Below are 19,866 nucleotides of genomic sequence, written 5' to 3' on the forward strand. Positions count from 1 at the left end.
CCCAAAACTCCACTGTCGGTACTTCGATAGAAATTTCCGAGAAATCGTCAAAATTGTCTCCACCACGGTTATTTTCTTGCGGAATCGCGGTAATATTCCTACAGAAACTACCCTTATGAGCGCTTTTGAGGTCAAAAATGTCCGAAAGCGATCATCAGCTTCGATGTCACTTCTGTCTCCATTTTCAAGGCGCCTTACGGCAGTTCGCGCGCGACGACAGACCATTGCGGCGGGTTCAAAGGGCGCTGCCGCGCCCATCCAAGGAGAGAAAAAATGAGTCTGAAGACATTGACGGCTGCGACCTTCGTCGCCTCGCTGGCCTTCGCGCCACTTGCGCATGCGGATATCGTGATCGGCCTCATCGCGCCACTAACCGGCCCTGTGGCCGCTTACGGCGACCAGGTCAAGAACGGCGCGCAGACCGCCGTTGACGAGATCAACAAGGCCGGCGGTATCCTCGGCCAGAAAGTCGTGCTGAAGCTGGGAGACGATGCCGGGGATCCGAAGCAGGGCGTCTCCGTTGCTAACGATTTCGTGGGTCAGAGCATTCGTTTCGTCGTCGGTCCGGTAACCTCGGGCGTTGCCATTCCGGTATCGGATGCACTCGCTGAAAACGGTATCCTGATGGTGACGCCGACCGCGACCGCGCCGGATCTCACCAAGCGCGGCCTCCCCAACATTCTGCGCACCTGCGGCCGTGACGACCAGCAGGCTGATGTCGCCGCGAAATACGTGCTGAAGAACTTCAAGGACAAGAAGATCGCCATCCTCAACGACAAGGCCGCCTATGGCAAAGGTCTGGCGGACGCCTTCAAGGCAACGCTCAACGCCGGTGGCGTAACCGAAGTGCTCAACGATTCCCTGACCCCTGGCGAAAAGGATTACAGCGCGCTGACGGCGAAGCTCAAGGCTGCCGGCGTCGATCTCGTCTATTTCGGCGGCTATCATCCGGAAGGCGGCCTTCTCGCCCGCCAATTGCACGACATATCCGTCAAGGCGCAGCTCATCGGCGGCGACGGCCTGTCGAATACCGAATATTGGGCAATCGGCAATGAAGCCGCTGCAGGCACGATCTTCACCAATGCCTCCGACGCGCTGAAGAACCCGGATTCCCAGACCGCCGCCGCGGCGCTGAAGGAGCGCAACATCCCGGCGGAAGCCTTCACGCTGAACGCCTACGCTGCCGTGCAAGTCCTGAAGGCCGGCATTGAAAAGGCCAGCAGCGCCGACGACGCCCAAGCCGTCGCCACCGCACTGAAGAGCGGCGAACCGATCCAAACCGCCATTGGGAAGGTCACCTATGGCGAAACCGGCGACCTCACCTCGCAGAGCTTCTCGCTCTACAAGTGGGATGCGGGCAAGATCGTCCCAGTCGAATAAGCCGCTTTGGTTTAAGTCTTCAAACTTCGCCGGGCCATTTGTGGCCCGGCATTTTTTATGCCTGCCTGATCGGGCACACGTTGCGCCTTCAACAAACCGTGCGGAAACGTTCGACGCAGGTGGAAAGGACCTCCTCACCCGGCCTTTTCCACCAATTCGCCTCCGAAAAGATTTCCACCTCCTGCGGACCGAAAAAACCGGCCTCCTCAACAGCGGCGCGAATACGCTTCAGGTCGATGACGCCGTCGCCCATCATGCCGCGATCGAGCAGCAGATCCGTGGTCGGTACCAGCCAATCGCAGATATGGTGCGCCAGGATCTGGCCCTTGGCGCCGGCACGCGCGATCTGTTCATAAAGCTTCGGGTCCCACCAGACATGGTAGACATCGACTGCGACACCGACGCCCTCGCCCAGCAGATCGCAGATATCGAGCGCTTGTTCTAGCGTATTCACACAGGCACGGTCGGCGGCATACATCGGGTGCAGCGGCTCGATTGCCAGCGGAATGCCGGCGCTGCGAGCATGCGGCAGGATCGCCGCGATGCCATCCGCCACCATTTCGCGAGCGTGAGCGATATCCTTCGAACCCTTCGGCAGACCGCCGACAACGAGCACGAGGCAATCGGCATTCAGCGCCGCCGCTTCGTCGATCGCCCGTCTATTGTCATCGATCGCGGCCCTCAGGCCCTCAGCATCTGCGGCTGGGAACATGCCGCCACGGCATAATCCGGTGACCTTCAACCTATTATCGGCAACGATCCTCGCTGCTTCCGCCAAGCCGATCGCATGCACCTGATCGCGCCAGGGCGCAATCGCGACGATCTCTTGCTTCAGGCAGGCCTCGACCGCCTGACGCATATCATATTGTTGGCGCACGGTCGCAAGATTGATGGAAAGGCCGGATACAGCCATTCTGATGATCCTCCCAGATCCCGTTTCCCGATTAGAGCAGTTCAGCGCTTCACGGAATCGCCGAACTACTCTATCTCTTTGTTTTCACGCAATTCCGGACGGAAAACCGCCACGCACTTTTCCCGGAATTGCTTTAGGCGACGCCGACCGTGGCAAGGATCGTCTTCATCCGCTGCACGGCAAGATCGGGGTCTCTGAGAACGCGGGCCGTATCGGCCAGACGGAACAGTTCCGACAAATGCACAATCGAACGCGTGCTCTGTTGACCGCCCAGCATCTGGAAGTGATCCTGGAAGCCGTTGAGATAGGCGAGGAAGACTACGCCGGTCTTGTAGAAGCGCGTCGGCGCCTTGAAAATATGGCGCGACAGAGGGACGGTCGGAGCCAGCATCTCATGGAAAGCTTCGAGATCGTTTTCGGCCAACTTCGCGAGAGCGGCGCTTGCCGCAGGCGCGATCGCGTCGAAGATGCCGAGCAGCGCATGCGAATAGCCCTGGCTGTCACCCGCGATCAATTCGGCATAGTTGAAATCGTCACCGGTATACATCTTGACCGCCGGATCGAGACGGCGGCGCATGACGATCTCTTTTTCCGCCGACAGCAGCGAGATTTTGACGCCATCAACCTTGGCGGCGTTGTCGTTGATGATCGCGACCGCCGTCTCCATTGCCCGCATATCGTCGGACGAACCCCAATAGCCGGCCAGAGCTGGATCGAACATGGAGCCGAGCCAGTGAATGATCACCGGCTGTTGGACCTGCCCGAGGATGCGGTTGTAGACGCGGATATAGTCGTCCGGTCCCTTAGCAGCCGCCGCAAGCGCGCGGCTCGCCATCAAAATGATGCGCCCGCCCTGTCCCTCGACGAAGGCGACTTGCTCCTCATAGGCGCGGATGACGTCGTCGATAGTGACATCGGGACCGGGCGCTAGATGATCGGTGCCTGCGCCATAGGCGATCAGCGAATCCGAGCGATTGCGGGCGGCCGACTGCGCATGCGTGATCAGCTCCTTGGCACCAGCCCAATCAAGACCCATGCCGCGCTGCGCCGTGTCCATGGCTTCCGCGACGCCAAAGCCGAGATCCCAGAGATATTCACGGAAAGCGATCGTCCGCTCCCAATCAATGTTGCGGTCAAGCCATGGATCATTGTCGGCCAGGGGATCGACGACGACATGAGCCGCGGCATAGGCGACGCGATTGAAGCGATGGCCGCCTGCCGGGCGCTCCGGTGGGCTAAGCGGTGTGTTGGCGACGATGAATTCGGCAAGCTTGCCGTCGGTGCCGGGCAAACGAAGGGTCTTCGTCATGGTCTTGTCTCCTAGCGAGCGGAAAGCGAGGGAACGTCGACCCAGCGGCGCTCTGCCCAGCTCTTTTGAGCGAGTTCGGCGAGTTGAACGCCCTTGGCGCCCTCACGCAAGGTGAATTTCCATGGCGTATCGTCGACGACATGCCGCAGGAAATCCTCCCACTGCGCCTTGAAACCATTGTCGAAGGTCTGCGTGTCCGGCACCTCGTCCCAGGTCTCGAAGAAATTGATCGGCTGCGGCTGGTCCGGGTTCCAGACCGGCTTCGGCGTGTTAACGCGATGCTGCGTCCAGCAGCGCATCAGCCCGCAGACCGCGGAACCATGCGTTCCGTCCACCTGGAAGGTGACGAGATCGTCGCGGCGCACGCGCACCGCCCAGGAGGAATTGATCTGCGCGACAACGCCGCCGTCGAGCTCGAACGTGGCATAGGCAGCATCGTCAGCATCGGCGACATAGGTCTTGCCGTTTTCATCGACGCGGCTTGGAATATGCGTCGCGCCGTAGCAGCTTACGGCTTTGACTTCACCGAAGAGATTGTCGAGCACATAGCGCCAGTGCGGCAGCATATCGAGGATCATCCCGCCGCCCTCGGCCTTGCGGTAATTCCAGGAGGGGCGCTGCGCTTTCACGCCCCAATCGCCTTCGAAAACCCAGTAGCCGAACTCGCCGCGCACGGAGAGAATCTTGCCGAAGAAACCGCTGTCGCGCAGCATGGCGATCTTGCGCAGGCCCGGCAGATAAAGCTTGTCCTGCACGACACCATTCTTGACGCCGCGACGCTCTGCGGAGCTTGCGACCGAAAGAGCTTCGTCCAGCGTCTCGGAAATCGGCTTCTCGCAATAGACATGCTTGCCGGCTGCGATGGCTTTCTCCAGCAGCGAGACGCGCATCTGCGTCGAGCCGGCGTCGAAGAAAATCGTGTTGTGGGGATCGGCGAGAGCGCTGTCGAGATCGGTGGTCGTCTTCGCGAGGCCGTGCTTACGCGCGACTTCTGCGATCTTTTCGGCATTGCGACCGACGAGGATCGGGTCCGGCATCAACCTGTCGCCATTGGCAAGCAGCACGCCGCCCTGCTCGCGGATCGCCAGGATCGACCGCACGAGATGCTGATTGTAGCCCATGCGGCCGGTGATGCCATGCATGATGATGCCGATCGGCTTCGTCACCATATCCCACTCCTCCCGTAAATAACTATATAGTTACATGAGTGACACGGCAAAGCGGCGCTGTCAACGGCCATCATCGACGGCCGCAGCGGCAATTGCGCGGATTCGGTGGGATTAAGAGGCGTTTTAAAAGCTTAAGGACGCAGGTAGGCGAAGATGACGTCGACGATATGCTCGCCCCAGGCGTCGATCTCCGACTTATCGGAAAGGTTCCGCCGGAAGATCGTCGACAGCGTCCAGCGGTTCGTCAGGAAGAAGGAACCGAGGGCCGCGATGCTCATGTAGATCTTGACGGGATCACAGTCCGGACGGAAATCGCCGGCCGCAGCGCCGCGATCCAGCAGACCGGAAATCTCCGAGACCAGGGGCGAATGCAGCTCGAAAATCCGCGCCGACCTCTTCAGAAAGCGGGCCTTATGCAGGTTTTCCGTGTTGAGAATGCCAAGAAATTCCGGGTGATCGAGAAAATATTTCCATGTGAAAACAACAAGCTCCCGCATGCCTTCCGTGGGGCTGCGGTGCGAGAGATCGAGCCTTGCCTCCGCCGAACGGATGGCAACGTAACTGCCTTCCAGCACAGCGACATAAAGGGCATCCTTGCCCCCGAAATAGTGATAGAGCATGCGCTTGTTGATCTTGGCGCGCTCGGCTATGGCATCGACACGGGCACCGCCATAGCCGCGCTCGGCAAATTCCTTCGTCGCCGCAGCCAGGATCGCCTTGCTCGTGCGCTCCGCATCCCTGAGGCGCGGCCGCTCGGCGGGTGAGGTCGATACCGCCTGATCGGTGGACCCGACCACAGTTTCAGCCTCCGGGCTCTTCGATCGGCCCTTCGTGATTTTGGCTTCGCTCATCGCCGCTCCCGATTGCGTTTGGCAAGGCCACGCGGCCCCCTAGCCGCCGACAATTACTCGATCATGACACAAGTTGACAGCCCCAGGAAAATCGGAAGCGATAGTAACTATATGGTTATATAAAAATTGCGCCGTTGGCAACGTGACCAGCGCGCAAGCTCGAAGCATCGCGCTGATCATCGATCATGCCTTCTTGGCGATGGCGAGCGGAACGTGCGATCCGACAGCTTCGCAAGCGACTCGCACCTATAACGGCAATGACTTAGGCGAGACACCTTGCTTTCAATGCAGGCTCGGCCCAAGAGAACAAAAACAATTCAGCACCGGGCGGCTTCATGACAGGAAAGCAGATCGCGATCATCGGTGGCGGGCCGGCGGGGCTGATGGCGGCCGAAGTGCTGTCGCTATCCGGTCATCGGATCACCGTTTACGATAGCATGCCGACCGTCGCCCGCAAATTCCTGCTGGCGGGGAAATCCGGCCTCAACATCACCCACTCGGAAGATTATATCCGCTTCGCCAATCGCTTCGGCCAAAGCTCCGACCGGTTACGTTCGGCCCTCGACGCTTTTACGCCTGATGATATCAGGAGCTGGGCGGCAGGACTTGGCACGGAGACATTCACCGGCTCTTCGGGCCGTGTCTTTCCAGCGGTCATGAAGGCCTCGCCGCTGCTGCGCGCTTGGATCGGCAGGCTGGAGACAGAAGGCGTCAAGGTTTTGACAAGGCATCGCTGGTCCGGCTTTGCAGAAGGCGGCTTTGCCTTCGAGACGCCAGAGGGACGAACGATCGTTCAATGCGACGCAGCCCTGCTCGCGCTTGGTGGCGCGAGTTATCCCCGGCTCGGCTCGGACGCCGCCTGGATCGCCTGGCTTCGGAACAAAGGCATCGACATCGCCGACTTCCAGCCCGCCAATTGTGGCTTCGATGTCGCCTGGAGCGCCATTTTTAGCGAGCGCTTCGCCGGAGAGCCGCTGAAAGCCGTGACCGCAACATCGGCCGCCGGCACTTTTCCCGGCGAGTTCGTCATTTCCCGACACGGTATCGAAGGCAGCCTCGTCTACGCCCATGCCGCCAGCCTGCGTGACCGGCTCGCAAACGACGGTAAAGCCGCGCTCACGGTCGATCTTACGCCCGGCAGGACAGCGCAGCGATTATCCCGCGATCTGGCGCGGCAGGATGTCAAAGCCAGCCTTTCCAATCGCCTTCGCAAAGGGGCGGGAATCGAAGGCGTCAAGATGGCGCTGCTGCGAGAACTGGTTCCATCAGCCAATTTGGCAGATCCGGAACGACTGTCGCACCTGATCAAGGCCCTGCCGATCCCGCTCCTGAGGCCGAGGCCCATCACCGAGGCCATCTCATCGGCCGGCGGCATCCGCTGGAGCGCTATCGACGACGGATATATGTTGAAGGCCCTCCCCGGCGTGTTCGTCGCCGGAGAAATGATCGATTGGGAAGCGCCGACCGGCGGCTATCTTCTCTCGGCTTGTTTCGCCACCGGACGCGCGGCAGCGAAAGGAATAGAGGTTTGGCTACAACGGTAAGGGGATGCCGTCACCCGATCCGTCTCTTCTCCATCAGCCAAGTCACGGATTCCTGCACGGCCTGCAGCGAGGTATAGCGCGGCGCGTAGCCGAGAAGCCGCTCGGCCTTAGCGATCGAGCAATTCGGGCTGCGGGCAATATGCTCCCACGTCGCCTCGGCATCCTCCGGCGTCTGGCCTTCCGCCCATTTGTCGTAGGGAAGAAATTCCAGTTTCGGCTCATGGCCGAACCAGCGCGACATCGCCTCGGCATAACCCCGAAGCGTCAGCGCGCCGCTCGACACCGCATGGAAACTCTCGCCGGTCGAAGCGCGCCAATTGGCAATTGCGCCCATGAACATTTGAGCGACATCGTCGGCATGGACATGATGGACCGTTTCCAGACCGAAATTCGGCAGCACGAGCGTTTCACCCCGCGCCAGCGTCGAAAATGCCGCGAGGTTGAAATGTCCGGCCGGATTGAGCGGTGCCCAGCCGGGGCCGACGATATGGCCCGGATGGATCAGCGTCGCAGGGAAACTCTCGATACGCGCCTTCGTTAGCAAATAGCTCTCAATCGCGGCCTTCTGCGTTCCGTATTCGCCGAACGGTCGCTTCGGCGTTTCCTCGAGCGTCGGCACGACGGTGGAAAGACCGTGCGTCCAGATCGTGCCTGTATGAAGGAAATGGCCGACATGACCCGAGAGAGCCTCAGTCAGATGCTTGGCGCTTTCCAATGTAAAGCAGATCATATCGATGACGATGTCGGCCTTTAGAGCGCGGATCGCCGGCCCGAAACTGTCGTCCTTTTCCATCGCAGCGCGATCCATCGTCAATTGCTCGACGGCATCCCACGCCCGGTTCGGCGAATAGGGTTTTGCCTGGCCGCGGCTCACCGCCACCACCTCATGCCCGGCCTCCACCAGCCGCGGCACAAGATAAGTGCCGACATGGCCGGTTGCTCCTATGACCACTGTACGCGTCATGATGTCCTCCCAAGGGTATTTTCAAAATCGGATGATGCCGGAACCCGGAATGAAGAGAATGATCGCCTAAAGAATAGGGGCACGCGCCGTGTTGTCATCCCCAAACAGAAGAGGACACGCCTTTGTTACGATTAGACATTCCTGCGCAACTTTGATGGCACGCGCTCATCATCCTCATCTTCGGACTTGATATAGACCTGCAGCGTATAGCCGATATGCTCGGTCATCAGTGCTCGGGCGCGCTCGATATCGCGATCGAGGGCCGCTTCCATCAACTCCGTATGCCGCTCGATCGCCATTGCCTCCCGCAGGGCGGCGACCGCCTTTTCATAACCGCTCTGCAGGCCAGCGGCGGCGCGCTGTGTCGGCGCCAGACCGAGAAAACGATGATGACGGCGGAGTTGGTCGGAAATCGTGCTTTGAAAGCGCAGGAGCCAGCTCGATGTCGCAGCGCTTAAGAGAGCGGCATGAAATGCCGTATGCTTTTCATCCCATTCATCCGCCATTTCCTCAGAAGCGGCGTCGGGTATGATCTTGCAGCGAGAGAGGCGGTAGTGGGCCGTGACCACAGCGGATTCCCAGGCCGGACCACCCCTCTCGATCGATTCTAGCAGCAACGGCAATTCCACAACCATCCGAGCCCGCATCAGATCTTCCAGCTCCGTGCGGGAAACCGGCGCGACAGCAAAACCGCGATTGCTGATGGCCGTGACCAGCTTTTCCGCCTCCAGCCGCGACAAGGCTTCGCGCAGCGGAGTCCAGCCGACGCCATAGGTATCCCGCAAAGTGCTGAGCTTCAACGATGCGCCGGGCCGCAGCTTCGTGTTGAGAATATCCCGGCGCAGGAGCCAATAGGCCGCTTCCGTCTTCGTCAGAGGTTCCTTGTCCTGCATAGCGTCGATCCCGATACCTGAAGCCGCAAATTATATATAAATTTGGTTTTCAGTAAAATTATATATCAAAGGTGCTTATAGTGCATATCATATATCGTAAATTGACAGCAGCACCGCAACCGCTATGATCTCAAAAACAAAGTTGAGAGAGCGAGGCTCTCTTATAAAATCCGGGAGGAAATCATGAGGAAGTCCACATCCAGATGGCTGTCGGGGCTGGTCGTCGCCGGCGCGGTCATGGCGAGCATTGCGACGGCAGCCGCCGAGCCGATCAAGATCGCGATTGCCAATTTCGGCGAACATCCGCAGCTCAACGCTTCGATCGCCGGCTTCAAAAAGGCGCTGGCCGAGAATGGCTTCGTCGAAGGCAAGGATGTCGTCTATACCGAGAGCAACACCAGCTTCGACGCCTCGCTGGTGCCGCAGATGATCGCCAAGTTGCAGTCGGATCATCCGAAGCTGATGTACACCATCACGACGCCGGTCTCACAGATCGCCAAGAAGGCACTCGCGGGCTCCGGTATCCCGATCGTATTCTCGGCAGTGACCGATCCGGTCGCCGCCAAGCTGGTTCCTTCCTGGGATGCCGGCGATGAGGGCATTACCGGCGCAAGCGACCTGCAGGACATCGCCGCCATCTTGACCTTCACCAAGAAGCTGCTTCCGAACGCCAAGCGCATCGGCGTGCCTTACAATCCGGGCGAGGCCAACGACGCTGCCCTGATCGAAAAGGTTAAGGCAGCCGCTCCGGCCGCAGGCTTCGAACTGGTCCCGGTCGGCGTCGACAATGTCAACGACATCCAGCAGCGCATCGCCTCGCTCGCCGGCAAGGCAGACGTGATTTACACGCCCGCCTCCAACCTCTTGCAGCCGGCAATCACCGCCGTTGCCGCAGCCGCCCGCCAAGCACAAATCCCGATCGTCAATTCCGACGACGCCGCTGTTCGCAGCGGTGTCGTGCCGGCAAGCTTCGCTGTCAACTACGAGCAGGTCGGTGAAAATGCCGGCAGGATCGCTGCAAAGATCCTCAAGGGTGGCGATCCCAAGACGATCGCGCCATCACGTCCTGCCTATGAGGACCATGCTCCGTTGATCAACAAGACCGTTTTGAAGGCCTTCGGCGCCGACGTTCCGGCCTCGCTTGCCGATTGCAATTGCTTCACGAAGTAATAGGCGGCATCTTCGAAGGATCCATCTGATCCATGGCGGCGTTGAAGGCGCCGCCATTTCATAACCCTACACTGCAGGGGAGGCACGGATGCTGGACATCAAATCCGCGCGCAAGGTTTTCTACAGAGGCCAGCCCGACGAAAAGATCGCGCTCAACGGCCTGACGCTCTCCCTCAAGACCGGCGAATTCGGCGTCGTCATTGGCTCGAACGGCGCCGGCAAGAGCAGCATGCTGAATGCGATTTCCGGTGCCCTCAGCCTCGATTCCGGCCAGATTCTCATCAATGGCAACGACGTCACGAGCATGCCGGTCCACAAGCGTGCGTCGCGGCTCGCCCGCGTCTTCCAGGACCCGATGAAGGGCACCGCCGCCAGCATGACAGTCGGCGAGAACATGCTTTTGGCGGAGCTGCGCGGGAAGAGCCGGGGATTTCGGCCTGGCCTGAATGCCACACGTCTCGCCGCCTATAAGGAACGCCTCGCCGTTCTCGGTCTCGGCCTTGAGAACCGGCTGGATACCAAGGTGGAACTGCTTTCCGGCGGCCAGCGTCAGTCGCTGTCCCTCATCATGGCAGTGGGCGGTTCGCCCGACGTACTGCTGCTCGACGAACACACCGCCGCCCTCGATCCACGCACGGCCGACATTGTCATGCAGGCAACGGTGCGAACCGTCGAAACGTTAAAGCTTACGACCCTGATGGTGACGCACAATATGCAGCACGCCGTCGACTTCGGCGACAGCGTTATCATGCTCGACGCCGGCAAAGTTCATCTCGAAATCATCGGTGAAGCGAAGAAGCGGATCACCGTTCCCGAATTGATCGGCCACTTCGCCGTCAAGTCCGACCGCATGCTGCTGGTGAGCTGATATCATGGACTTCATTCAGACAACGATTTCGAGCTTCGTCTCGCTCATCCCGGTCACGCTGGCGCAGAGCTTCATCCTGAGCTTCGTCGTGCTGGGGATCATGATCCCCTTCCGCATGCTGAGCTTTCCGGATCTGACCAGCGAAGGCGCTTTTCCGCTCGGCGGCTGCGTCTGCGGCATCCTGCTCGCCGCCGGCGTCGCACCGCCGCTGGCGATCATTGCGGCTTTTGTCGTCGGCCTTGCCGCCGGTTGCTGCACGGCCTTCATCCATCTGCGCTTCCGCATCCACACGCTGCTCGCCGGTATCCTGATGTCGACCATGCTCTACAGCATCAATCTCGGCATCATGGGCAAGTCGAACCTCTCGGTCTTCGGCCAGCCAACCGTATTCGATTGGGTGCCCCTGACCCAACCAGGCTTTCCGGCAAGCAAGATCGTCATTGCCGGCCTGATCGCCTTGATCGTGCTCATCGCGCTGAACCTCTATTTCAAGACGGAGAAAGGCACCGCCATGCGCGCTGTCGGCTCCAATCCGGATATGGCCGAAGCGCAAGGCATCAATGTCTGGGCCGCGACGATCGGCGGCGTCGGCCTCGCCAGCGCCTTTTCTGCCTCCAGCGGCGCCTTGATGGTGCAATCGCAGGGCTTTGCCGACGTCAATATGGGCATCGGCATCCTGATCAACGGCTTGGCGGCCCTAATGATCGGCGAGGCCTTCACCGGCAAGCAGACGGTATTGCGGCAGCTATTGGCACCCTTCGTCGGCTCGATCATCTATTACCAGCTCGTCTCGCTCTGCCTCGCTGCCGGCATGCCGCCGCCGAACCTGAAGCTCGCTACCGGCCTGTTCGTCCTACTGATGCTGGCCCTGCCAAGCATCAAGCGCAGCCGCGGCGGCGCGCCCGCCCGGGAAACCATTCGCGAATAAAGTGAGACCCGACACTATGACTAGCCTTCCCGATCTCGCCGCTGTCGAGGCCATGGATGCGGCCGATTCGCTGCGGTCCTTCCGCGGCCGCTTCGCCTTGCCTGAGGGCGTCATCTATCTCGACGGCAATTCGCTCGGTGCCGCCTCGCATGATGTTTTCGCCGAATTGCAGCAGGCGGCAAAGGAGGAGTGGGGCAACGGCCTCATCCGTAGCTGGAACAGCGCCGGCTGGTTCCACCTGCCGCTTGAGCTCGGCGACCGCATCGGACGTCTGATCGGCGCGGCGCGGGGGCAGACCGTGGTTACGGACTCGACCTCGATCAACATCTATAAAGCCCTGCATGCCGCACTTGCCATGCGGCCAGGCCGCAGCGTTATCGTCGCGGAAGGCGACAGCTTTCCGACCGATCTCTATATGGCCGAAGGCGTTGCCTCGACGCGCCCAGGCGTTACCCTTCGCCTCGAAGGCCGGGATGCGGACAATATCGAGGACCTCATCGACGATCAGGTCGCGGTCGTGCTCATCAATCACGTCAACTACAAGAGCGCCGAGCTGCGCGATATGGCGGCGCTGACGCGCCGGATCCACGAGGCCGGTGCGCTGGTGATTTGGGATCTCTGCCACAGCGCAGGTGCATTGCCGGTCGATCTTGACGGTGCCAACGCCGATTTCGCTGTCGGCTGCACCTACAAATACCTGAACGGCGGTCCCGGCTCGCCGGCCTTTATCTATGCCGCCCATAGACACCACGACGCCATCACACAGCCGCTCAGCGGCTGGTGGGGACATGCGCGGCCTTTTGCTTTTGAGCGGAATTTCGCCGGCGGCGATGGCATCAAGCGCTTCCTCTGCGGCACGCAGCCAATTCTGTCGCTGCGAGCGCTGAAGGGCGTGCTCGGCGTCTGGGATGAGGTCGACATGGGCGCGCTTCGCAGGAAGAGCATTGCGCTGACGGACCTCTTCATACAGTTGGTCGAGGCGAAATGCGGCCAACATGGCGTTGTCCTGGAAACCACGCGCGATAGCGAAAGACGCGGCAGCCAGGTCTCCTTCACCCACAGCAACAGCTATGAAGTGATGCAGGCACTGATCGAACGCGGCGTGATCGGCGACTTCCGCGCGCCCGCAACCCTGCGGTTCGGCTTCACGCCGCTGTATGTCGGTTACCGCGACGTCTGGCAGGCGGCGGAGGTGCTAGAGGATATTCTGAGCAGCGGATCGTGGAGGGACGCGCGGTTTGCCGTGCGGTCGACTGTGACCTGATAGGGAATTGGCGCTCGCGAAGCGGGGGGACATGGCGATGAGCTATTTCAGGATCACCGACTGGGAAAGTGCCTACACCAGCGACGCCTATGTGGTCGGCGGTGACCGCTGGCCGGCCGCCTGGGTGGAGCCGGCGCAAACCTTCCGCGATAGCCTGGCCACGACCGGTCGCGCCAAACTCGATCTCGCCTATGGGTCTGGCAAGCGCAATCGCTTCGACCTCTTCCTGCCCACCGAGGCGCCAAAGGGATTGGTGGTCTTCATCCATGGCGGCTATTGGCTGGAGCTCGACAAAAGCTTTTGGTCGCATCTCGCCGCTGGCCCGATCGCCAATGGTTACGCCGTCGCCATCCCCTCCTACACGCTTTGTCCTGAGAACCGCCTCACGGGCATCGCCAAAGAGGTTGCGGCCGCGATTAGCGCCGCCGCGGATATGGTCGACGGCCCTCTGATGCTGACAGGACATTCGGCCGGCGGCCAGCTCGCAACTCGCATCGTCACAACGACATCACCATTACCGGCATCCATCCAGGCCCGCATCCGCCATGTGGTCTCCATCTCCGGAGTGCATGACCTGCGACCGATCATGAAGAGGGCTATGAATGAATATCTGCGCATCGATGCCGCTGAAGCCGCGGCCGAAAGCCCGGCGCTGCTGGAGCCCGCAGACAATGTCCGCCTCACCTGTTGGGTCGGCGGCGCGGAGCGTGCCGAATTCATCCGCCAGAATGCCCTGCTTGCCAATATCTGGACCGGCCTCGGAGCGGCAACGGCCGCTGTCATCGAGCCGGATCGCAATCATTTCACGATATTGGATGGCCTGACTGATCCCATGCATCCCCTGACACGGACCCTGCTCTCTGAATAATAGACAAGGCTTCATCCTGAAAGCCGCGTCTGGTTCAACATTGCAACGACATTCGACGAATGGGACCGGGCTCGAACTCTTCGAACCCGGTCCTTTCTGCAAAGTTTATTTCTTGACGGGCGCGTTCATGGCCCAGACGATGCCGAAGGGATCGCGAAGCTGGCCCCAGCGGTCGCCCCAGAACATCACCTCGATTGGCATGAGGACCTCGGCGCCGGCATCGACGGCGCGTTTCCACCAGGCATCGATGTCGTAGACAAGCAGTTGCAGGGTAAAGGCCTGCGGCTTTTGCAGCGCGTGACCATGTTCGGGATAAGCGTCGCAGAGCATCAACGAACTGCCGTTGATATAGAGATGGATATGCATCGTCCGGCCCTGCTCGTCAGCCGGATACATGAAGACCTGTTCGGCGCCGAAGGCGCGCTTGTAGAATTCGGCGGCCTTCATGGCGCCATCCACCGTCAAATAGGCCACCAGGCCGCCAAGCACCGGCACCTTGGGCTGCTGCGATTGTTCTGTTGCATCGGTCATGATCGACTCCTCGGAACGGATTTTGCTAGTGCCCATTGGACGGGCTGTCCCAAGGACGAGCTTCGATCCGATTTTCCGACACGCGCGGTGAAGGTTTTTCGATATGATCATTTCGTGGCAAAGAACCTTGCATCCCAAGAACGGCGAGAGACACATGACCCGATGGCAAACACTGTTTCTGTCCTTAGGGCTGTTTGCCGGGGTGGCTCCAACTTGCTTGGCGTCCGGCCTCGCCTATCGCGGCATAGAAGACGACAGGACGAGCGGCGTAAAACACGGCCTTTTCGAGATAAGGGAAGAGGCGAGGCAATTCATCGCCAGGGAAAATGTGTCTGATGGCACCAATTGGGAGGCGCTTGCCCCAATCTGAAGATTCAGGTGCCGAGATGCGCTGTGCCGCTGACGGTGAAATGGGTTCCCAAAGCCTATGGCCTGTCCGCGCCGAATGTCGCAGTGACCTGCAGCAGGACGATCGACGGCAGTTGGGAAAGACATTGGAATGTCTTTGTTCCCGTCAGATTAAAGCGATGAAGGCGGCATCGGCTTGCCGAGCAGGAATCTCTAAAAGCTTTTCCAATAGCGTGAGTAGTCATCGATCTTGCCAATGGCGTGGATGACGCCGTGTAGCTCGGCCAGGCCCTTGAGCCGCCCGATCAGCGAATAGCCGGGATTGGTCGGCTTATCGACATCGTCGCCGATCAGGTGGCCGTGGTCGGGGCGCATCGGAATCATGTGGTCGGCTCGGCCATCGGTGCGGCGGCGAGCCTCCTCCGCCAGAAGTACGCGCAGGATCGCGTACACGTCACTGCGCCCTTCCAGATGGGCGGCTTCGACAAAGGAACCATCCGGCTCGATCGCCACATCGCGCAAATGGGCAAAATTGATGCGCGACGCAAATTCGCGGGCGATGGCAAGCACGTCATTGTCGGGGCGCGAACCAAGGGAGCCGACGCAAAGTGTCAGGCCGTTGGCGGGATGATCGACGCAGCCAGTGATGCGACGCAGATCTTCCGCCGTCGAAACCACTCGCGGCAAGCCAAAGAGCGAAATCGGAGGATCGTCGGGATGGATGGCGAGTCGTGCTCCAACTTCGGCGGCGACCGGCACGACCTCGTGCAGAAAATTGTCGAGGTTCGTCTGCAGGTCCTCCGTCGTCAGCCCGTCAAAGGATTCGATGGCAGTACGGATCGCCTCACGCCCGTAGCTATCCTCGCCGCCCGGAAGACCGGCGATGATATTGCTCTCCAGTCGACGAACCGCCTCTTCCGAGAGCCCCTTCAGCCGCTCCTCGGCACGCTGCAAAAGCTCCGGCCCATAGTTTGCCTCGGCACCTTTCCGGCGCAGAACGAAAACATCATAGGCAACGAATTCCACCATGTCGAAACGAAGGGCAAGCGCCGTCGTCGGCATCTCGAAGCGCAAGTTCGTGCGCGTCCAATCGACCACCGGCATGAAGTTGTAGCAGATCGTCTTGATGCCGGATCGGGCGAGATTGACCAGCGTGTCCTTCCAGACGCCGATCGCCTGAGTAGCGCCGGCGCCGCCAAGCTTGATGGCGCTTGGGACCGGGATCGATTCGCAGACGCTCCAGCGCATACCGGCTGCTTCCACCAGGGCCTTGCGAGCCCCGATCTCCCCCGGCGTCCAAGTGCGGGAATGGGAGATCTCGTGCAGGGCCGTGACAATGCCCGTTGCGCCGGCTTGACGCGCGTGAATGAGTGGAACGAGATCCTTCGGCCCGAACCAGCGCCAACAGCTCTCCATGCAATGCCTCCCTTATTTGTTGGTCAACATATCGCTACATCGGCGAAAGTCCATCACCATGTCTGCTTGACATCCCTTATTGACCAACAATATCCTTTCAATGGATGGGGGATGCATGGCGATGGAATCCGCTGAGATCGAGAGTAAAGGATCGGCGGTGGACCAGGTGGTCGACGAGATCCGGCGGCTGATGCGCGAGCGCAATCTGGGGCTCGGCGACGCCCTGCCATCGGAAATCGAGCTGGCGGCTATGTTCAACAGCAGCCGCAATACAGTGCGCGAAGCAATCCGCATCCTGAAGGCCTATGGCATCGTCGAAAGCAGGCAAAAGGTCGGCGCCGTCATCACCGACCGCCGCCAACAGGCGCTGATGGAATTGTTCTCCTTCGCGATCGACATATCGGCCGAAAGCTTCCTGGACATTCAGGGTTTTCGCCGGCTGATCGAGGTCAATCTCTCCGATCTTCTCTTCGAGACTATCGACGACACCAGCATTGCGCGGCTGAAGGCAATCAACGACGCCATGAAGCTGGCGCCGGAACTGTCGGAGGCTGCGGAATTCGACTTCAAGTTCCATGCCGAACTCGTCAGCCTTGCCAACAATCGCACACTGTCACAGGTCTATGGCATTCTACAGCCACTGTTGCAGCGGCTGATGGAAGCCGGCAAGCGCTCCCGGGCCGCCGTCGAAAGTGCCTATAACGAACATTGCGACATCATCGTCGCGCTCCAACAGCGTGACCGAATCGCCTATGCCTACCATATGAACCGTCATCTTCACGCCGGGTTGCAGTTCATCCAGCCTCCCCAAGAACCGCGACAGATTTGACACAATCCATTTCCTGACGGACAGATAATCATGAAGAAACTGCCACTCGACACCGGCTGGACCCTTTCTCGCGTACGCGCACCTTCGACCGCCCCGACGCTCCCGGCGACGATTCCGGCTGCCGTGCCTGGCAATGTGCATCTTGATCTGCTGTCGGCCCGGCTCATCACCGACCCTTATCTGGATGTCAACGAGATCTCCCAGGACTGGATCGGCCGCTCGGCCTGGCGTTACCGGATGGCTTTCGACTGGGATGACGAAGAGGCGGATCGGGTCGATCTCTCCTGCCTCGGGCTCGACACCGCGGCACGCCTGGAACTGAACGGCATATTGCTCGGGGAAACCTGCAATATGCATCGCAGCTATCGTTTCGACGTTCGCGAGCAGCTCAAGGAGGGCCGGAACGAGTTAATCGTTGACTTCGATTCCGCCTATGCCCATGGCGAGGCGGTCCGCAGCGCGCTCGGTTCAGCGGCCGATATCCCGGCCAACTATCCCGGACCCGGTAACCTCATCCGCAAGATGGCCTGCAATTTCGGCTGGGACTGGGGTCCGAGCGTCGTCACAGCAGGCATATGGAAGCCAGTCGCCATTGAAAGCTGGTCGAAGGCACGTCTCGCCATTGTCCGACCGGAAATTACCTTGCAGGGCGGTGACGGTATTGCGCGCCTGCGTATCGAGGTCGAATGGGCGGACGAAGGCACGGACAGCGCGGCTCTGGTGATGTCGATCGGCGGCAAACGAACCGAAGTCCGAATTGCGCAGGGCGAGACGCATGCTCTGGCGGAATGCCGTATCGACAATCCGGAAATTTGGTGGCCGCACGGGCTTGGCGGCCAGCCGCTCTACGACCTCGACCTCCAGCTTCTGGGCTCAGACGGAGCGATGCTGGATCGCTGGCAGCGCCGCGTTGGCTTTCGCTCCGTGCGCCTCGACACCGCGCCCGATGAGATCGGTTCTGCCTTTACCCTCGTCGTCAACGACGTGCAGGTCTTCGCTCGTGGCGCCAACTGGATTCCGGAGGATTGCTTCCTGCCGCGCGTGACGCGGGAACGCTATCGCGAGCGGATCGCCCAGGCACGCGATGCCAATATGAACATCCTCCGCGTCTGGGGTGGCGGCATTTACGAGTCCGATACCTTCTTCGAAGAGTGCGACGCCGCCGGCATCATGGTCTGGCAGGATTTCCTCTTCGCCTGCGCCGCCTATCCGGAGGAGGAGCCGGTGTACAGCGAGATCGAGGCGGAGGCGCGCGAAGCGATCACCCGGCTGATGCCGCACCCCTCGCTGGTGCTCTGGAATGGCAACAACGAAAATATCTGGGGGTATTTCGACTGGGGCTGGCAGGATGTGCTCGCCAATCGCCCCTGGGGCGCCGGCTATTATCTTGACCTGTTACCGAAACTGGTCGCTGAGATCGATCCGACCCGTCCCTACTGGCCCGGAAGCCCCTATTCCGGCTCGATGGATATTGCGCCGAATGCCGACGAGCATGGCTGCAAGCACATCTGGGACGTCTGGAACGAGGTCGGATACGAGACCTACCGCAACTATATACCGCGTTTCTGCTCCGAATTCGGCTGGCAGGCGCCCTCGACCTACGCCACGCTTACCGAATCCGTGCGAGAGAAAAGTCGAGCGCCCGCCTCCCCCGGTGTCCTACATCACCAGAAGGCGACCAGTGGCAACGACAAGCTGATCAAGGGATTGGAAGACTGGTTTCCCGCCCCGGAAAATTTCGACGACTGGCTTTTCGTCACGCAACTGAACCAGGCGCGCGCCATCAGCGTCGGGATCGACCACATGCGTTCGCATCGCCCCACCTGCATGGGCGCGATCGTCTGGCAGCTCAACGATTGCTGGCCGGTGACCTCCTGGGCAGCGGTCGATGGTGCAGGCCGGAAGAAGCCGCTTTGGTACGCCCTGCGCAACAGCTATGCACCGCATCTCCTCACGATCCAGCCGCGCGGCGACGGTCTTGCCGCCATCGCCGTTAACGATGCGACACTGTTCTGGCGCGTGCCCTTCACCATCGAACGCTTCGATTTCAGCGGCACGCTGCTCGCTCGCCACTCCGTCTGGCGTATCCTTTGCGACCGCTTCGAAAATGCCGAGATCTCCATCCCCAAGGATGTGGCGACGCCGGGCAACCCTGAGCGCGAATTCCTGCGCGCCCGCCTCGGCGATGCCGAAGCCTGGTGGTTCTTCGAGAAGGATATGAAACTGCAATATCCGCAGCCTCGCTTCGATCTAGAGGCCGAGCCGATCGCCGACGGCGTCGCCGTCACGATCACGGCGCAATCTTTCCTGCGCGATCTCTGCCTGTTTGCCGACCGCATCAGCCCAAATGCCGAGGTCGACGATATGCTGGTCAATCTGATGCCGGGCGAGAGCAAAACCTTCCGCATCAGGGGCCTGTCGAAAGAGGCCTGGGATGACGCTGATCTTTCCGCTATCGTGCGTACAGCCAATCAGGTTGCAGGCACAGCGCACCCCCGGTGAGGCAGAACTCTGCCAGCCACAGGCCGAAACGACCCTGACGAAACATTGCGATCGAAACGGTAAATTGCCTTCTATGATCGTGCGACGGCTTGTGATCTAGTGCGTTCACCCGACCCATG

The 19,866-nt window shown here is 60.4% G+C and carries 18 protein-coding genes; 10 read left to right on the forward strand and 8 right to left on the reverse strand.

The window, feature by feature from the left end; translation table 11 throughout:
* Positions 1–273: 273 nt before the first annotated feature.
* Complete coding sequence (locus NXC24_RS28780) at positions 274–1,380, forward strand: branched-chain amino acid ABC transporter substrate-binding protein (protein ID WP_104826776.1); 1,107 nt, start codon at positions 274–276, stop codon at positions 1,378–1,380.
* 88 nt (positions 1,381–1,468) lie between these two features.
* Here NXC24_RS28780 and NXC24_RS28785 read toward each other — a convergent pair whose 3' ends face one another.
* From NXC24_RS28785 to NXC24_RS28800, 4 genes are all read right to left on the reverse strand, one after another.
* Entirely contained in the window at positions 1,469–2,293 is an 825-nt protein-coding gene (locus tag NXC24_RS28785; protein ID WP_104826777.1) for a sugar phosphate isomerase/epimerase family protein, read from the reverse strand.
* A 133-nt stretch (positions 2,294–2,426) separates the two neighbouring features.
* Positions 2,427–3,602, reverse strand: coding sequence for a dihydrodipicolinate synthase family protein (locus tag NXC24_RS28790; RefSeq protein ID WP_104826778.1), 1,176 nt, complete (start codon positions 3,600–3,602; stop codon positions 2,427–2,429).
* An 11-nt stretch (positions 3,603–3,613) separates the two neighbouring features.
* Entirely contained in the window at positions 3,614–4,771 is a 1,158-nt protein-coding gene (locus NXC24_RS28795; protein ID WP_104826779.1) for a Gfo/Idh/MocA family oxidoreductase, read from the reverse strand.
* 131 nt (positions 4,772–4,902) lie between these two features.
* Positions 4,903–5,622: a TetR/AcrR family transcriptional regulator gene (locus NXC24_RS28800; protein WP_104826780.1), complete on the reverse strand. Its 720-nt coding sequence runs from the start codon at positions 5,620–5,622 to the stop codon at positions 4,903–4,905.
* 335 nt (positions 5,623–5,957) lie between these two features.
* Here NXC24_RS28800 and NXC24_RS28805 point away from each other — a divergent pair, with 335 nt between their 5' ends.
* Positions 5,958–7,166 (forward strand): TIGR03862 family flavoprotein, encoded by a 1,209-nt coding sequence (locus tag NXC24_RS28805; RefSeq protein ID WP_104826781.1) that lies wholly within the window; start codon positions 5,958–5,960, stop codon positions 7,164–7,166.
* Between the two features lie 10 nt (positions 7,167–7,176).
* Here NXC24_RS28805 and NXC24_RS28810 read toward each other — a convergent pair whose 3' ends face one another.
* Complete coding sequence (locus NXC24_RS28810) at positions 7,177–8,130, reverse strand: NAD-dependent epimerase/dehydratase family protein (RefSeq protein WP_104826782.1); 954 nt, start codon at positions 8,128–8,130, stop codon at positions 7,177–7,179.
* Positions 8,131–8,261: 131 nt separating this feature from the next.
* On the reverse strand, positions 8,262–9,023 hold the full coding sequence (locus NXC24_RS28815; RefSeq protein ID WP_104826783.1) for a GntR family transcriptional regulator: 762 nt from the start codon (positions 9,021–9,023) through the stop codon (positions 8,262–8,264).
* A 183-nt stretch (positions 9,024–9,206) separates the two neighbouring features.
* On the opposite strand from NXC24_RS28815, the gene NXC24_RS28820 reads away from it, so the two are divergent.
* The 5 genes from NXC24_RS28820 (at position 9,207) to NXC24_RS28840 (ending at position 14,121) form a co-directional block, all read left to right on the forward strand.
* Complete coding sequence (locus NXC24_RS28820) at positions 9,207–10,193, forward strand: ABC transporter substrate-binding protein (protein WP_104826784.1); 987 nt, start codon at positions 9,207–9,209, stop codon at positions 10,191–10,193.
* Positions 10,194–10,281: 88 nt separating this feature from the next.
* Positions 10,282–11,061: an ABC transporter ATP-binding protein gene (locus NXC24_RS28825; RefSeq protein ID WP_104826785.1), complete on the forward strand. Its 780-nt coding sequence runs from the start codon at positions 10,282–10,284 to the stop codon at positions 11,059–11,061.
* Positions 11,062–11,065: 4 nt separating this feature from the next.
* Positions 11,066–11,989, forward strand: a complete 924-nt coding sequence (locus NXC24_RS28830; RefSeq protein ID WP_104826786.1) for an ABC transporter permease — start codon at positions 11,066–11,068, stop codon at positions 11,987–11,989.
* Positions 11,990–12,005: 16 nt separating this feature from the next.
* A complete protein-coding gene (gene kynU, locus NXC24_RS28835) occupies positions 12,006–13,253 on the forward strand; it encodes a kynureninase (RefSeq protein WP_104826787.1) in 1,248 nt (415 codons plus the stop codon).
* 37 nt (positions 13,254–13,290) lie between these two features.
* Positions 13,291–14,121, forward strand: a complete 831-nt coding sequence (locus NXC24_RS28840) for an alpha/beta hydrolase (protein ID WP_104827883.1) — start codon at positions 13,291–13,293, stop codon at positions 14,119–14,121.
* Between the two features lie 105 nt (positions 14,122–14,226).
* Here the strand turns inward: NXC24_RS28840 and NXC24_RS28845 are convergent, their stop codons facing one another.
* Entirely contained in the window at positions 14,227–14,652 is a 426-nt protein-coding gene (locus NXC24_RS28845; protein ID WP_104826788.1) for a glyoxalase/bleomycin resistance/extradiol dioxygenase family protein, read from the reverse strand.
* A 154-nt stretch (positions 14,653–14,806) separates the two neighbouring features.
* On the opposite strand from NXC24_RS28845, the gene NXC24_RS35975 reads away from it, so the two are divergent.
* Positions 14,807–15,022, forward strand: a complete 216-nt coding sequence (locus NXC24_RS35975; RefSeq protein WP_245464183.1) for a hypothetical protein — start codon at positions 14,807–14,809, stop codon at positions 15,020–15,022.
* Between the two features lie 191 nt (positions 15,023–15,213).
* On the opposite strand, the gene uxuA is transcribed toward NXC24_RS35975, so the two are convergent.
* Entirely contained in the window at positions 15,214–16,416 is a 1,203-nt protein-coding gene (gene uxuA, locus NXC24_RS28855) for a mannonate dehydratase (RefSeq protein ID WP_104826789.1), read from the reverse strand.
* 115 nt (positions 16,417–16,531) lie between these two features.
* Between uxuA and NXC24_RS28860 the strand changes: the two genes are divergently transcribed.
* Both NXC24_RS28860 and NXC24_RS28865 read left to right on the forward strand, forming a co-directional pair.
* A complete protein-coding gene (locus NXC24_RS28860) occupies positions 16,532–17,245 on the forward strand; it encodes an FCD domain-containing protein (RefSeq protein WP_104826790.1) in 714 nt (237 codons plus the stop codon).
* 30 nt (positions 17,246–17,275) lie between these two features.
* On the forward strand, positions 17,276–19,747 hold the full coding sequence (locus NXC24_RS28865) for a glycoside hydrolase family 2 protein (RefSeq protein ID WP_104826791.1): 2,472 nt from the start codon (positions 17,276–17,278) through the stop codon (positions 19,745–19,747).
* Positions 19,748–19,866: the final 119 nt, after the last annotated feature.

Origin of the sequence: Rhizobium sp. NXC24 (assembly GCF_002944315.1) — a bacterium.
Taxonomy (GTDB): Bacteria; Pseudomonadota; Alphaproteobacteria; order Rhizobiales; family Rhizobiaceae; genus Rhizobium.